At 53.2% G+C, this 15,736-nt stretch carries 9 protein-coding genes and 1 pseudogene; 7 read left to right on the top strand and 3 right to left on the bottom strand.

What is annotated here, in order from left to right; genetic code table 11:
• Positions 1-76 precede the first annotated feature (76 nt).
• The 3 genes and pseudogenes from ACM1PF_RS02140 to ACM1PF_RS02130 all read left to right on the top strand — a co-directional run bounded on the left by ACM1PF_RS02140 (position 77) and on the right by ACM1PF_RS02130 (position 7,686).
• A pseudogene (locus ACM1PF_RS02140) lies at positions 77-6,072 on the top strand (DNA-directed RNA polymerase subunit beta').
• A 92-nt stretch (positions 6,073-6,164) separates the two neighbouring features.
• Positions 6,165-6,686: a protein tyrosine phosphatase family protein gene (locus ACM1PF_RS02135; protein WP_416671960.1), complete on the top strand. Its 522-nt coding sequence runs from the start codon at positions 6,165-6,167 to the stop codon at positions 6,684-6,686.
• Between the two features lie 13 nt (positions 6,687-6,699).
• Complete coding sequence (locus tag ACM1PF_RS02130; protein ID WP_416671958.1) at positions 6,700-7,686, top strand: XdhC family protein; 987 nt, start codon at positions 6,700-6,702, stop codon at positions 7,684-7,686.
• Positions 7,687-7,695: 9 nt separating this feature from the next.
• Here the strand turns inward: ACM1PF_RS02130 and fabG are convergent, their stop codons facing one another.
• Together fabG and lipA are read right to left on the bottom strand one after the other, a co-directional pair.
• Positions 7,696-8,394, bottom strand: a complete 699-nt coding sequence (fabG, locus tag ACM1PF_RS02125; protein ID WP_416671957.1) for a 3-oxoacyl-ACP reductase FabG — start codon at positions 8,392-8,394, stop codon at positions 7,696-7,698.
• 18 nt (positions 8,395-8,412) lie between these two features.
• On the bottom strand, positions 8,413-9,321 hold the full coding sequence (lipA, locus tag ACM1PF_RS02120) for a lipoyl synthase (RefSeq protein ID WP_416676539.1): 909 nt from the start codon (positions 9,319-9,321) through the stop codon (positions 8,413-8,415).
• Between the two features lie 505 nt (positions 9,322-9,826).
• On the opposite strand from lipA, the gene ACM1PF_RS02115 reads away from it, so the two are divergent.
• Together ACM1PF_RS02115 and ACM1PF_RS02110 are read left to right on the top strand one after the other, a co-directional pair.
• Positions 9,827-10,381: a response regulator gene (locus tag ACM1PF_RS02115; protein ID WP_416671955.1), complete on the top strand. Its 555-nt coding sequence runs from the start codon at positions 9,827-9,829 to the stop codon at positions 10,379-10,381.
• 614 nt (positions 10,382-10,995) lie between these two features.
• The gene (locus ACM1PF_RS02110; protein WP_416671953.1) at positions 10,996-11,244 is read left to right on the top strand and encodes a hypothetical protein; all 249 of its coding nucleotides are present in this window, start codon (positions 10,996-10,998) and stop codon (positions 11,242-11,244) included.
• 116 nt (positions 11,245-11,360) lie between these two features.
• On the opposite strand, the gene ilvC is transcribed toward ACM1PF_RS02110, so the two are convergent.
• Positions 11,361-12,356, bottom strand: a complete 996-nt coding sequence (gene ilvC, locus ACM1PF_RS02105; protein ID WP_416671951.1) for a ketol-acid reductoisomerase — start codon at positions 12,354-12,356, stop codon at positions 11,361-11,363.
• Between the two features lie 357 nt (positions 12,357-12,713).
• Between ilvC and ACM1PF_RS02100 the strand changes: the two genes are divergently transcribed.
• Both ACM1PF_RS02100 and ACM1PF_RS02095 read left to right on the top strand, forming a co-directional pair.
• Entirely contained in the window at positions 12,714-13,472 is a 759-nt protein-coding gene (locus ACM1PF_RS02100) for an SIMPL domain-containing protein (protein ID WP_416671949.1), read from the top strand.
• Positions 13,473-13,776: 304 nt separating this feature from the next.
• The gene (locus ACM1PF_RS02095; protein WP_416671947.1) at positions 13,777-15,681 is read left to right on the top strand and encodes an aspartate kinase; all 1,905 of its coding nucleotides are present in this window, start codon (positions 13,777-13,779) and stop codon (positions 15,679-15,681) included.
• Positions 15,682-15,736 lie beyond the last annotated feature (55 nt).

Below are 15,736 nucleotides of genomic sequence, written 5' to 3'. Positions count from 1 at the left end.
ACTTCCCTCCTGATTCCCTTTTTCCCTTCTCAGTCAGGACTAGATAAAACTGCCAAAAAGAGGTTAAAGAGTAGCGATGCCAAAGCTAGAACAGCGGTTTGACTACGTGAAGATTGGTCTGGCTTCTCCCGATCGAATTCGTCAATGGGGTGAGCGGACATTGCCAAATGGCATGGTAGTGGGGGAAGTCACCAAGCCAGAGACAATCAACTACCGGACGCTGAAGCCAGAAATGGATGGCTTGTTTTGCGAACGGATCTTTGCCCAGCGAAGGATTGGGAATGTCACTGCGGTAAGTACAAGCGAGTCCGGCACCGGGGGATTGTCTGCGAACGCTGCGGGGTGGAAGTCACAGAATCCCGTGTTCGTCGTCACCGCATGGGCTACATCAAGCTGGCAGCCCCCGTGGCCCACGTCTGGTATCTCAAAGGGATTCCCAGCTATATGTCGATCTTGCTGGATATGCCCCTGCGGGATGTGGAGCAAATTGTTTACTTCAACTCCTACGTGGTGCTGAATCCAGGGAATGCTGAGAACCTGAGCTACAAGCAACTGCTGACGGAAGATCAGTGGATTGAAATTGAAGATCAGCTCTACAGCGAAGATTCTCAATTAATTGGGGTGGAAGTTGGAATTGGGGCAGAAGCCCTCCAGCGGTTGCTGCAAGATCTGGATCTGGAGAAAGAGGCAGAGGGACTGCGGGAAGAAATTGCCAACTCTAAGGGGCAAAAGCGGGCCAAGCTGATCAAGCGACTGCGGGTGATCGACAACTTTATTGCCACTCGATCGCTCCCAGAGTGGATGATCCTGGAAGTGATTCCGGTGATTCCGCCCGATCTGCGACCAATGGTGCAGCTAGATGGGGGACGCTTTGCCACCTCCGACTTAAATGATCTCTATCGCCGAGTGATCAACCGGAACAACCGTCTGGCTAGACTTCAGGAAATCCTGGCTCCGGAAATTATTGTCCGTAATGAAAAGCGGATGTTACAGGAAGCCGTGGATGCGTTGATCGATAACGGGCGGCGGGGTCGCACGGTGGTTGGAGCCAATAACCGTCCCCTCAAGTCCCTGTCAGACATCATTGAAGGGAAGCAGGGTCGATTCCGCCAAAACCTGCTGGGTAAGCGGGTAGACTACTCCGGTCGTTCTGTGATTGTGGTTGGGCCGAACCTGAAGATTCACCAGTGCGGTTTGCCCAAGGAAATGGCGATCGAACTGTTCCAGCCCTTTGTGATCCATCGGCTGATTAAGCAGGGCCTGGTGAACAACATCAAGGCCGCCAAGAAGATGATTCAGCGCAATGATCCTCAGATTTGGGATGTTCTGGAAGAGGTGATTGAAGGCCACCCGGTTCTACTCAACCGGGCACCGACGCTGCACCGTTTGGGGATTCAATCCTTTGAGCCAATTCTGGTGGAAGGTCGGGCGATTCAAATTCACCCGCTGGTTTGCCCTGCCTTCAACGCGGACTTTGATGGCGACCAGATGGCGGTTCACGTTCCCCTGTCCCTGGAATCTCAGGCAGAAGCGCGACTATTGATGCTGGCATCCAACAACATCCTGTCTCCAGCAACGGGACGACCCATTGTTACCCCCAGTCAGGACATGGTGTTGGGCTGTTACTACCTGACCGCAGAAAACCCAGCCGCAACCAAGGGCGCAGGACGCTACTTCTCCAGCCTGGATGATGCGATCGTGGCTTACGACCAGGGGTTGGTGGACATTCACGCCTATGTTTGGGTGAGATTTGATGGGGATGTAGAAGCAGATGACTCGGATATGGAACCCCTGCAAGTTGAAACCTCACCGGACGGTATGACAACCCGGACGTATCAATTCCGGCGGATTCGAGAGGATGCAGAGGGCAATGTAATTTCTCAGCATATCCGCACCACGCCAGGGCGCATCATTTACAACAAGACGATTTACGATGCCTTGATGGTATAGGACCACGACCGATCGCGCCTTTGCAGTCGATCTGACCGTAAAGGCCGATCAAAACCAGGACGGCCAATTGCAACACAGCCAAGCACGAAGGGCATAGACATGACGGCAGAGCAAAAATCAATCCAGAAGTCTGAAAAGGCAATGCTTTTTCGCAACCGGGTCATTAACAAAGGGCAGCTCAAGCAGCTGATTTCCTGGGCATTTACCCACTATGGCACGGCTCGAACGGCTCAAATGGCAGACGAACTGAAGGATTTAGGCTTTCGGTTTGCCACCAAAGCTGGGGTTTCCATCAGTGTGGATGACTTGCAGGTTCCTCCTAGCAAGCGGGGATTGCTGGAGGCGGCTGAGGAAGAAATTAAGGAAACGGAAGCCCGGTATACTCGCGGTGAAATCACTGAAGTCGAACGATTTCAGAAGGTGATTGACACCTGGAACGGCACCAGCGAAGAGTTAAAAAATGAGGTGGTGCGCCACTTTAAGAGCAATAATCCCCTCAACTCGGTCTACATGATGGCGTTCTCTGGAGCGCGGGGAAACATCTCCCAGGTGCGTCAGCTCGTCGGAATGCGGGGACTGATGGCGAATCCGCAGGGGGAAATCATTGACTTACCGATTAAGACCAACTTCCGGGAAGGGCTGACGGTTACAGAATACATTATCTCTTCTTACGGAGCGCGGAAAGGTCTGGTAGATACCGCGTTACGGACAGCAGACTCTGGATACTTAACCCGCCGATTGGTGGATGTATCCCAGGATGTGATTATTCGGGAACTGGATTGCAACACTGAGCGCGGTGTCACCGTCACCAGCATGACCGATGGGGAACGAATTTTGATTCCCTTGAAGGATCGGTTGTTGGGTCGGGTGGTGGCAAAAGATGTGATCCATCCTGAAACGGGAGAAGTACTGCTTGAGCGGAATCAGGCCATTTCAGATGATGTGGCCGAACTGATTGGCAAGGCTCGTGTAGAGGAAGTGACCGTTCGATCGCCACTGACCTGTAATGCCACGCGATCGGTCTGTCAACTCTGCTACGGCTGGAGCCTGGCTCACGCCTCGATGGTGGATCTGGGTGAAGCGGTCGGGATTATTGCGGCACAGTCGATCGGTGAACCCGGAACCCAGCTCACCATGCGGACGTTCCACACGGGCGGAACCTTTACCGGAGAAGTAGCCCAGCAAGTCCGAGCCAACTTTGATGGCACCGTTCATACCAAGCCCAAGCAATTCCGCTCACGTCCCTTCCGAACTCGGCATGGGGAAGATGCCCTGGTGGCTGAAGTCCCTGTGGAAGTAACGGTGGAGTCGGGCAGCAAGAAGGAAAGTTCAACTGTTCCGCCTGGCTCGATCATCTTTACGCGGGATGGTCAGACCGCGAAGCTGGGACAGATCCTGGTGGAAATGCCCTCGGCTGGACGGGCCCGGAAGGTGACAGAAAAGGCAACGAAGGATGTGGCCTCTGACCTGGCCGGTGAAGTGAAGTTTGCCGATGTGGTTCCTGAGGAGAAAAAAGACCGTCAGGGGAACACCACGCGGATCGCTCAACGGGGTGGCTTGCTCTGGATTCTTTCCGGTGAAGTTTATAACCTGCCGCCAGGCGCGGAACCCGTGGTGAAAAACGGCGATCGAGTGTCATCTGACAGTATCCTGGCAGAAACCCGCTTGGTGACCGAGAACGGTGGGGTAGTGCGAATCCCTCAAGACAACGAAACCAAGAGTGGGCGCGAGATCGAAATTATCACCGCTTCAGTTTTGCTGGATCAGGCTCGTGTGTTGGGTGAAAGCCAGCAGGGGCGGGAACACTACACCATTGAAACGCAGAACAATCAGCGGTTCTCCCTGATTGCCACGCCGGGTACGAAAGTAACCAATGGTCAGGTGGTGGCTGAACTGATCGACGATCGCTACCACACGCAAACAGGCGGCATCATCAAGTACGCTGGCGTTGATGTGGCCAAGAAGGGCAAGGCCAAGCAGGGCTACGAGGTCGTACAGGGTGGTACGCTACTCTGGATTCCTGAGGAAGCCCACGAGGTCAATAAAGACATTTCCCTGCTGCTGGTGGAAGATGGCCAGTTTGTGGAAGCGGGTACGGAAGTCGTTAAAGATATCTTCTGCCAGAGTAGCGGTGTGGTGGAAGTCACCCAGAAGAACGACATTCTGCGGGAGATTGTGATTAAGCCGGGCGAACTCCACCTGGCAGACAATCCGGAAGCCGTGATGGCCAAGCATGAGACGATCGTTAACCCAGGACAGGAAGCAATGCCTGGACTGACGGTTGATGAACTGCGCTATGTCGAGTACGTGGATTCTCCAGAAGGCCCGGCGTTGCTCCTGCGTCCGGTGACGGAATTCCAGATCCCCGATGAACCCTCTGTACCGAGCCAGGAGTCCACTAGCGAAGATATTAGCCGGGCTATTCGTCTGCGGGCCGTGCAGCGCATCCCATTCAAGGATGGGGAGCGGGTCAAGTCGGTGGAAGGACTGGAACTGCTGCGGACTCAATTGGTCTTAGAGATCGAGCAAGATGCCCCCCAGCTTGCTGCCGATATTGAACTGGTGCCTGATGAGTCCGATCCAGACACCATGCGGCTCCAATTGGTGATTCTGGAATCGCTGGTGATTCGGCGGGATGTTTCAGCCGACCAAACCCAGGGCAGTACCCTGACACGCCTTCTGGTACAGGATGGCGATCAGATTGCACCGGGGGCTGTGGTAGCTCGGACGGAGATCCAGTGTAAGGAAGCAGGGGTCGTGCGCGGAATCCGGGAAGGGGTTGAAGCGATCCGCCGGGTTCTGGTGATGCGGGAAGTGGATCTGATTCGGATTGATCTCCAGGGTCAAAAACCCACTGTTAAGGATGGAGCCTTGCTGGTTTCTGGGGCTGAGATTGCACCAGGGGTTACGACACCAGAATCAGGGCAGATTATTGATCTATCGGATTCAGAAGTGGTGCTCCGCATTGCTCGTCCTTACCGAGTTTCAGCGGGTGCAGTCCTCCATATTGATGATGGTGACTTGGTACAGCGGGGAGATAACCTGGTGCTGCTGGTGTTTGAACGCGGTAAAACCGGGGACATCATTCAGGGTCTTCCGAGAATTGAAGAATTGCTGGAAGCCCGTAAGCCCAAGGAAGCCTGCATTTTGGCCAAACGGCCAGGAACGGCGCAGGTGATCTTCAATGATGATGAGTCGGTGGAGGTCAAGATCATTGAGTCGGATGGTGTGACCACTGAGTATCAACTGCTGCCGGGACAAAACGTCATGGTGCTGGATGGACAGGAAGTGGAAGTCGGTGAGTCGCTGACGGATGGGCCAGCGAACCCCCACGAAATTCTGGAGATTCTGTTCGAGTACTACCGGGAGTTGGCGGGAACCCACGAGGCTTCTCTGCGGAGCTTGCAGGCGGTTCAAACCTTCCTGGTGAACGAAGTTCAGTCGGTATACCAGTCCCAGGGGATTGATATTTCTGACAAGCACATCGAAGTGATCGTGCGGCAGATGACCTCGAAGGGCAGAATTGAGGATGGGGGTGACACCACCATGCTGCCTGGAGAATTAGTCGAACTGCGGCAAATTGATCAGGTAAATGAGGCAATGTCCATCACCGGAGGTGCGCCCGCCCAGTACATTCCAATGCTGTTGGGGATCACGAAAGCATCGCTGAACACTGATAGCTTTATCTCGGCAGCGAGCTTCCAGGAAACGACTCGCGTATTGACGGAAGCAGCGATCGAAGGCAAGTCGGACTGGTTGCGGGGTCTGAAGGAAAACGTGATCATTGGTCGTCTGATTCCGGCGGGAACTGGATTCAATGCTTACGAGGAAAACAACAACACCGTGGAAGTGGATCCGATCTACGAAGGCACGGTCTTCGAAGATGATGTGGATCTGAGTGATGTGGTGCTGGACGATCGCACGGCCCGGACGTACGAACGGGAAGGCGGATTCGATGTCTTCCCTCCGGGAATGCGAGGTTCTAGTGAACCCGGTGATTTTGGTCGGAGCTACAACGTCAATCGCAATGAAGAGGAAGATGAGGATGATTCCTACTCCTCTGCCATCATTGATGATGAATTTGAAGATGACAATGACTTTGATGAAGATGAGGAGGACTAGAAAAATCCAGGTGAAGTGAATGTATAGCAAACTCACCTGAATGTCTGTTATTCTACCCTCAACGTACTGTTGCTCAGTAAATCCTCCTCTGAATGAATCTTTCATCAGAGGAGGATTTTTTTGCTACTTACTTCTGTGATTTTGTAGCCTTTATGACAGACCTGAACCAGATCCTCAACTTTTTACCCCTTTCTGAAACGATCGCCACCGCAGGACAGCCGACTGTAGAGCAGTTTTCTGACATCAAACAAGCGGGCTATCAAACGATCGTGAATCTGGCTCCGGCAACCTCCACCTATGCGATTCCTAATGAACAAGAGATTGTAGAATCTCAGGGGATGCAGTATGTTCATATCCCTGTGGTATGGGAAGAACCCACCCAAGAGGATTTTGAGCGGTTTGTCAGTACAATCAATCGTCACGTCAATCAGAAAGTATTTGTGCATTGCGCTATGAATATGCGTGTCTCTGCTTTTATGTATTTGTATCGGCGCATTCAGGAATCAGTGAGCGATGAACAGGCGAAGCAAGATTTGCATCGAATTTGGATGCCCAATGATACATGGCAGACCTTTATTGATCAGGTGTTGGAGAGAAACTTGGGTATAGATTAGGGGTGTAAATTGGATGTCCCTGGACTGTTTTCGCTATCTGGCTCAAGTGCTTTCTACTCAACCAGCGGTGCTGGCTACAGTGACGGCTGTTCGCGGTTCTGTGCCCAGAGAAGTGGGGGCAAAGATGGTGATTACCGCCGAGGGGCAAACCTTCAGTACGATCGGCGGCGGAGCGGGGGAAGCCAGGGTAATTGAGCAGGCCAGGCAGGTCTGCCAGACGGGGGAAAACCAGCGGATCGAGGTTGACTTAACGGGCAGTACCAAAACCGATCGCGCCACCGACGGCATTTGTGGCGGCACAATGCAGGTCTGGTTGGAACGCTGGATGGGCGAATCGGCGATCGGCTTACTTCAGGACATCATCCATCAACTTCAGGTGGGACAGCCCGTTACCCTGGTGACTCCCTTCGCGGCTGGGCAATCTCCCTACATTCTTGATTTTTCTGCGTCTAAACCTCCTGAGGTTGCACCGGATCAGGCCTTTGTGGAAACGCTCCAGCCAGCCCCCATGCTGCTGATTGTCGGAGCAGGGCACGTTGGCGTTCAGTTGGCGACCCTTGCGGCTCAAATTGGCTTTCAGGTAGCGGTACAGGACGATCGCCCGGAGTGGGCCAATCCCGATCGCTATCCGCAGGCTGCCTACATTTTGACTGAACCGATTCATACCGCTATTGCCCCGCTTGCCCCGCAGACTCAGCTCTATGCCGCTCTGGTGACACGCGGGTATACCTACGATCTGGAGGCACTCACGGCCTTGCTCCAGCGCAATCATCCCCCCATCTACATTGGCATGATTGGCAGTGAACGGCGAGTGCGGCAAGTGTTGCAGGCGATCGAAGGGATGGGAATCTCCAGGGAAAAATTGCCATCAATCTACGCGCCGATCGGACTAGACATTGGGGCATTGACTCCAGAGGAAATTGCCGTCAGTATTGCTGCCGAACTGATCCTGGTGCGTCGAGGCGGAACCGGTCGGCCCCTATCGACTTTGATGATTTAACTCGCAAGCCTACGCGCTACCGTACACCGGAATCACGGCTCCCCGCAGATCCTTAGCTGCCTCAGAAGCCAGAAAGCCAATCACCTGAGCCAACGATTCCGGCGTAACCCACTGATCGGCATTTTCCTCCCCCATCGCTTTTCGATTGGCGGGGGTATCAATCACGCTGGGCAGGACAACATTGGCGGTAATATTGGTTCCTTTGGTTTCCGCCGCGATCGATCGCGTTAAGGCCACCACCCCTGCCTTAGAAGCACAGTAAGCCGCCAATTGTGGCCCGGGTTCCACTGCCCCACGGGAACCGATCGTCACGATTCGTCCATAACCCTGGTTTAGCATCCGCCGCAGACTGTGTTTGCAGACCAAAAAAGTCGTGTTCAGGTTAAGGTCAAAATCCTGTCGCCACTGGCTGTAGTCATACTCATGGGTTTTGCCCATGGAAAATCCACCCACCAGATGAATGGTTGCATCCACCCGATCCATCCGATTCACCAGATTTATCACCGATTGTTCATCCAGCAGATCGGTTTCAACAAAATGAAGGCGCGACTGCTCCGCCATCGAAAGCCGATCCTTGAGGCGATCGACTTCTTTTTGCGTGACATAGGGAATGGTGATTGATTCCACTCCCTGAGACAGGAGAACAGGCGTAACGCCTGAACCCAATCCACCCGTACCGCCGGTCAGTAAAACGTGCTTACCTTGCATAGATACTTCTCGTTAAAATTATGCTTCTTCCCCAGCATGATACGAACTCCGCACCAGCGGACCCGATCGCACATGGGCAAATCCCAGCTCACGGGCCATTTCCCCCAGCCGATCGAACTCCTCAGGAGTCCAGTACTTTTGAACAGGCAGGTGGGCCAGGGAGGGGCGCATATATTGTCCCAGCGTCAGCCGATCGCAGTGAATCGATCGCAAATCTTGCATGGCCTCAAGAATTTCTGCTTCAGTTTCCCCATGCCCCAGCATCAGCCCCGACTTGGTGGGAATGGCGGGATTCAATTCTTTAACCAGTTGGAGAACCCTCAGAGAGCGATCGTACTTCGCGCCTCGCCGCACGGGGCCCTGAAGTCGTCGCACCGTTTCAATATTGTGGTTGTAGCAGGCTGGAGTGGCTTGAACCACCGTGGCGATCCGCTCCCGCTGACGGGCTTCGCCGGCCGATCCACCCCAAAAATCGGGGGTGAGCACTTCAATGGCGGTATCGGGGTTCATCTCGCGGATTGTTGCGATCGTTCGGGCAAACCAACCCGCGCCCTGATCGGGTAGATCATCCCGCGCCACCGAGGTCAACACCACATAGCGAAGCCCCAACAGATGAACCGCCTCCGCCACTTTTCTGGGTTCATCCGGATCCAGGGGCATCGGAGCATGGCCCTTGTCCACCTGGCAAAAGGCACAGGCGCGGGTACAGACGGGGCCCATCAGCAAAAAGCTGGCTGTCTTCTGGGCATAGCATTCTCCCCGATTGGGACACCGCCCTTCTTCGCAAATCGTGTGAATCTGCCGTTGTTTGATAATGCGCTGGACGGTGGATAGTTCGCTCGCCTTGCCGATCGGCCGACGCAACCAGGCTGGCAGGCTGGCCAGGGGAGATTCTCTTACAGCAGGGGGGCGGGTTGAAGGTTCCATGGCTTGCGTTAGGTCGAGGGTGGAGGAGGGGTCGATCGCAGCGGGAAGGTTTGGAGACATGGGTTAAAGATGCAGTCTGGATGAGGTCAGGTTTAAGGGGAACGGGTCTACTTTACAGAATTTTTACAAAAGGGATTTTCCGGTGAGTGCGATAGGATTTGGGGACCTTTGGGGAATAGTAAGCTGGTGTGGGGCTGCATTTTGCATAAAAACCAGGTTAAATAAAACAGATCAATTCATTCACATCACCGCAAAGAGACAAATTCGGCTCAGGGGAAACATTAGAGCGATACACTAGTTTATGCTAACGAGAATATTATCCTTAATGAAGGGATAGGCTTGGTCAGCATAGTCTGGCGATCGAATCGATATCAGTTCAATCTAACGAAGTTCGATTTTGTTTGCCCTCCACTTGGTTTTTGCCATTGGTTACAAACCGCATCTTACCCAATCAATTCATCACCATCTGGTCTTAATCTCTAACGGCACATCAGAGGAGTTCACCGTGGCAGGTCACAAAATTTTAGTTATTGATGACAGTAGAGTTATCCGCAACATGGTCAGGGATATGTTGCCGAAGGGTAACTTTCAAGTTCTGGAAGCCCAGGATGGTGTGGAAGGATTGAACTGTATTCGCCAGGAACGCCCCAATCTCATCATGCTAGATTTCCTGCTGCCCCGGATGAGCGGCTGGGAAGTGTTTCAACATATTCAAAATCAGCCAGACCTACAATCCATTCCCCTGGTGCTGATGTCGGGGCGGCGAGAGGAAGTTGCTGAAAAAATTTCAGAGCCGTTTGAGTTCTTTGAGTTCATCGAGAAACCGTTTGAGCAAAAGCAGCTCATTGAAGCCATTAAGTCAGCGATGGCAAAATCTCGACTACCTCGCCCTCAAGCGGCTACCGCAACCGCAACCGCAACCGCCGGAGCGACGACCGCAGGCTCAGCCGACGAGGTGCAGGCCCTGAAGCAAAAAGTCGATCGAATGCAGGCAGAAATTGACACGCTGAAGAAACAGATGGCACAGCTTTTGAACTTCATCAAACAGAAGTTGAAGTAGAAGTCCTTAGGAATGCGAATTAAATAAGCTGATCTTGTGGGGTGGGCATCTTGCCCGCCCAGTCAACGAAGTAGAACAATTTACAGGTTGTTTGATTCACGATCCTTAGGGAATCTGAGTGCGCCGGACTCATTGGGTCTGGAGTTCACCTGATCTGGACTCAGTTTAATTGACGGGCGAAAAGTCTGGCATTGGATGTGGAAACCTTCTCCTACAGGATGACCTGCTGTAGGGGAAGGTTTCAGGCTTCCTGACCTGATACCAGAGCATCGGTGGGGCTGCCCTGAAAAACTTTATGGGAGCAGGCGATCGAACTGTAACAATTTTAACTTGATTTGCCCGATCGATTAATGCTACGCCCTTCAGCTATAGCTGTCTTTTGGGTTGCACAGACCTGGGGGACAGTTGGACGACCTAGAGACGACTTCTCTAGCGGAGGTCAAGCGTGGCCTGGTAAGCAATACGCCCAACCTCCTAACCTCAGACTAAAGACACTAGTCCTCGGCTAGGGTGTATGATAGCACCCGATGCTCTTGGCTTGCCCTGTCTGTCAACGCTGAGAGCCAGTCTCTAGGGTTTCTTCAAACCCTGGAATACAAGGAGATTCATCAAATATGTCCTACAAATTTATCGGTCAGCCTCCCGTGGGCGATCGGGCTATTTCCCCTGCCCGTCGATCGGTGAAAATCCTGATGATCGGACAACCTGAAGATGTGGAATTGACGATCGCCAGACTGTATCAGTGTGGCTTTTGTCGTGTGGAAAATTGGTCACGGCCGCTTCCCTTCTCGCAAGCTCCGACGGCCACAACCAGAGAACCGGGTGAGATTATGCGAATCTATGTGCGATCGATGACCCTCTAAGGGATCTGTTGTAAGGGCGCATGCTGTGCGCCCCTACGGGTGCCATTTTTACTGATCTCTTACTGATCTCTTGTGGGGTAGGCATCTTGCCCGCCCATTCTACAAAGCAGCTCAGCCTATGCTTTCTTCAACCAGCTAAACATCGCCCGTAAATCCTTACCCACTTCCTCGATCGGGTGTTCCGCTTCCCGACGACGCATGGCGGTAAACCCCGGTTTTCCAGACTGATTTTCCAGGACAAACTCGCGGGCAAACTGTCCGGTTTGGATTTCGTACAAAATCTTGCGCATTTCAGCCCGGGTCGCATCGGTGATGATCCGAGGGCCGCGAGTCAAGTCGCCGTACTCAGCCGTATTAGAGATGCTGTCGCGCATGGTGGCCAATCCCCCTTCCACAATCAGATCCACAATCAGCTTCACTTCATGCAGACACTCAAAGTAGGCTAGCTCGGGCTGATATCCCGCTTCCACCAGGGTTTCAAATCCGGCTTTAATCAGGGCAGATAATCCGCCACACAGGACGACTTGCTCTCCGAATAGATCGGTTTCGGTTTCTTCCCGGAAGGTCGTTTCCAAAATTCCAGCGCGAGTACCGCCAATTCCTCTGGCGTAGGCCATGGCTCGATCGCGGGCTTGACCTGTGGCATCCTGGTACACAGCAAACAGACAGGGCACCCCTTCTCCCTGGGTGTAGGTTCGTCGCACCAGATGACCCGGCCCTTTAGGAGCAATCATCACCACATCAACGTTGGCAGGAGGCACGATTTGCGCAAAGTGAATGTTGAAACCATGGGCAAAGGCCAGCACCTTCCCTTCCGTCAGGTTGGCGGCAATTTCGTTCTTGTAGACCTCTTTCATCACCTCATCGGGCAACAGAATCATGATGAAATCTGCGGCGGCGGCAGCATCTGCAACCGACTTCACCGTTAGCCCTTCCGCCTCTGCCTTGGCAGCCGATTTGCTCCCTGGATAGAGTCCCACAATGACATTCACCCCGCTATCCTTTAAGTTCAGAGCGTGGGCATGTCCCTGAGAACCGTAGCCGATAATGGCAACCGTTTTTCCGTTTAATAAATCTAAGTTTGCATCCGCATCATAATACATCCGAGCCATAGGGTCTCTCCATCCAACGCGCGTAGTGATTGCTGACAAATTTTTAATTTTATCAAAAGATGGAACCGTCTTTGTTTCTGAAATACATCTCTATAAATACATCTCCATGAGTAATCTCCATCAGCACATCTTTATGGCGTTGCTCCATTGCTCGGAATCACGAACAATCTCTGTTTAAGTTGCGAAATTTGAAACTCAATCCGATTTAGCTGATGGGAATGGCACATTGGAAACATCCACAACTCCTGGTTCCCCCGGACGGATCAACCGTTTACAATTAACCGTCTAACCGGAAAGCAAGAGTTGCAACGGAGTCGCTACAAACCATTACCGCCTTCTGAGTGAGGAGAAAATATTGTGAGTCGTTCTCAATTAATGATTCGATCGCCTTTCATGATTTCATCGCTCCGCCGAGCCTTACCGCTTGCCCTTGGAGTATTAAGTTTAGCCTTGATTAATCCTATTCCATCTGCTTTAGCTCAGGAACAAATGCTGCGTACCGTATCTGTAACGGGTCAAGGAACTGTATCTCTTCCCGCAACTCAAGCCCGCGTGACCCTGGGCGTGGAAGTACAGGGACGCACCGCAGAGGAGGTGCAGGCAGAAGTGGCCCGTCGATCGAATGCAATTGTGTCTCTGCTGCAAGCCCGTAGTGAGGTGACGCAGCTACAAACCGCCGGTCTACACCTGAGTCCGACCTACGATTACAGCAACAATACGCAACGGCTGACTGGATATACAGCAACCAACACGGTGAGCTTTGAGATTCCCTCCGACCAGGCTGGAGCCTTGATCGATGAAACGGTGCAGGCTGGAGCAACCCGGATTGATGGCATTTCCTTCACGGCAGATGAGACTGCGATCGCCACTGCACAACAAGAGGCAATTCAGGAAGCCGCTCAGGATGCGCAAGCCCAAGCAGATGCCGTTTTAAGGTCACTGGGGTTAACCCGTCAAGAGATTGTCGGGATTCAGGTGAATGGAGCACGCGCCATGCCACCCATGCCACTGTATGACACCCGCATTTTGCAGGCAGAGGCAGCATCCGCTCCTACACCGATCGTGGGAGGAGAACAGGACGTGCGGGCAACAGTCACGCTTCAAATCAGTTATTAACCAGGGACAGCTATCGCATCTGTAGCCTTTCCTGCATGAGCCTGCCCCATCGGACGCTCCCTGTCGATGAGGCAAACTCATTTAGATTATGGGCATAAGTTGGGTCAGGTCACAACAGGCTGCCTGATTAAGTATGGTTAAGCTGAATGCTCAGAATCTTAGAAAGGGGGATGCGATCGTCCCTTGAGTCTGCTACCTTTAGTAGACTAATGAATGTATTTATAAAGAGATAAAGCCTGGAGTCAGTCCACACAAGAGAAGTCAGGGGGACGGCTGACTCGACGAACGGCAGGGTGGGTGGAGTATGGCACTAATTGTTCAAAAATACGGTGGAACTTCGGTCGGTTCGGTGGAGCGGATTCAGTCCGTCGCTCAACGGGTGGCTCGCTCAGTACAGGCGGGCAACTCACTGGTGGTGGTCGTTTCGGCCATGGGCAAAACGACGGATGGCTTAGTCAAGCTAGCGCACGAAATATCCCCCACCCCCAATCGCCGGGAAATGGATATGTTGCTGTCCACGGGGGAGCAGGTGACGATCGCCCTGATGAGTATGGCGATTCAGGAATTAGGGCAGCCGGCCATTTCAATGACAGGAATGCAGGTGGGAATCGTGACTGAAGCAGAGCATACCCGTGCTCGGATTCTCAGCATTGAAACCGATCGCCTGCAACGTCATTTGCAAAACGGTAAGGTCGTTGTCGTGGCTGGGTTCCAGGGAATCACCAGTCGCAATGATTTAGAAATTACCACCCTGGGTCGGGGCGGTTCTGATACCTCAGCCGTTGCGCTCGCCGCTGCCCTGCAAGCGGATCTCTGCGAAATTTACACCGATGTCCCTGGCATCCTCACCACCGATCCGCGCATTGTCCCCGATGCCCAACTGATGGCAGAGATCACCTCTGATGAAATGCTGGAACTGGCCAGCCTGGGAGCCAAGGTTTTGCATCCCCGTGCAGTGGAAATTGCCCGCAACTATGGCATTACCCTGGTGGTGCGATCGAGCTGGACAGAGGATCCGGGCACGCGGGTGGTATCGCCGATTCCCCAACCTCGACCGCTCCAGGGGCTGGAGATTTCCCATCCCGTTGATGCCGTTGAGTTTGATACCGATCAGGCGAAAGTTGCCCTGCTGCGCGTTCCCGATCATCCTGGCATTGCAGCGCGGCTATTTGGTGAGATTGCCCTGCAAAGTATTGATGTGGATTTGATCATCCAGTCCATTCACGAAGGCAACACCAATGACATTGCCTTCACCGTCACCCAGAACTCCCTTAAACGGGCCGAAGCGGTGGCAGCGGCCATTGCTCCAGCTCTCCGCAGTCAGACCAATCCCGCTGACGGGGAAGCTGAGGTATTGGTCGAACAACAAATGGCCAAGATCAGTATTGCTGGAGCCGGGATGATTGGCCGACCTGGCGTTGCAGCTCAAATGTTTGAAACCCTGGCTGAGGCAGGCGTTAACATTCAAATGATCTCCACCTCTGAGGTGAAGGTGAGTTGTGCGATCGATGCCGCAGACTGCGATCGAGCCATCCGCGCCCTTTGTACGGTGTTTAATGTCAACTGTTCTCCGCTGAAGAGTCGAGATCACAGCAGGAGCACCAGCAACCAGCAGTTGGAAGCAGCGGATGCCGTGTCTCGCATCTACCCTCCTGCGCCAATCAGCGATTACCAGTTACCCATTACTGATCGCCCCTCCCCCCCCCCCGTTCGTGGTGCAGCCCTGGATCTCAAACAAGCTCAGTTAGCGATTCGCCATGTCCCCGATCGCCCTGGAATGGCAGCGAAAATCTTCCGGGTGCTGGCGGATCTGAACGTGAGTGTGGATATGATTATTCAGTCGCAGCGATGTCGGCTCATTGATGGAACGGCCACCCGCGATATTGCCTTTACGGTCGCCCAGACTGATGCCCTGGAAGCTCAGTCGCGTTTGCAGGAGTTAGCTTCAGAGTTGGGCTATGGCGAAGTAATCGTTAATTCATCGATCGCTAAGGTCAGTATTGTGGGAATTGGTATGTTGGGCCGTCCGGGAGTTGCCGCTCGCATGTTTGAAGCCCTAGCCCAGCAGCAGATTAACATTCAAATGATTGCCACATCGGAAATCAAAATTAGCTGCATTGTGGCAGAAGAGGATGCGGTAAACGCTCTCCAGGCGGTTCATGCTGCCTTTGGTCTTTCGGGGAATGAACGGGTGGTGGTGCCTGCTTAAGATCGTGAATTCCCTGCTTGCGATCGGGAATCAAATCACCTGTCAGTCAGGCTGC

The sequence above is a fragment of the Egbenema bharatensis FJBBOT/2019 genome (assembly GCF_048077055.1).
Classification (GTDB): domain Bacteria; phylum Cyanobacteriota; class Cyanobacteriia; order Elainellales; family Elainellaceae; genus Egbenema; species Egbenema bharatensis.
This window is presented reverse-complemented; position numbering and strand designations above follow the sequence as displayed.

Excerpts from the sequence above, each read along its gene's own strand:
- ACM1PF_RS02135 (WP_416671960.1), top strand. The coding sequence starts at position 6,165 with ATGAATCTTTCATCAGAGGAGGATTTTTTTGCTACTTACTTCTGTGAT.
- ACM1PF_RS02130 (WP_416671958.1), top strand. The coding sequence starts at position 6,700 with ATGTCCCTGGACTGTTTTCGCTATCTGGCTCAAGTGCTTTCTACTCAA.
- fabG (WP_416671957.1), bottom strand. The coding sequence starts at position 8,394 with ATGCAAGGTAAGCACGTTTTACTGACCGGCGGTACGGGTGGATTGGGT.
- lipA (WP_416676539.1), bottom strand. The coding sequence starts at position 9,321 with ATGGAACCTTCAACCCGCCCCCCTGCTGTAAGAGAATCTCCCCTGGCC.
- ACM1PF_RS02110 (WP_416671953.1), top strand. The coding sequence starts at position 10,996 with ATGTCCTACAAATTTATCGGTCAGCCTCCCGTGGGCGATCGGGCTATT.
- ilvC (WP_416671951.1), bottom strand. The coding sequence starts at position 12,356 with ATGGCTCGGATGTATTATGATGCGGATGCAAACTTAGATTTATTAAAC.
- ACM1PF_RS02095 (WP_416671947.1), top strand. The coding sequence starts at position 13,777 with ATGGCACTAATTGTTCAAAAATACGGTGGAACTTCGGTCGGTTCGGTG.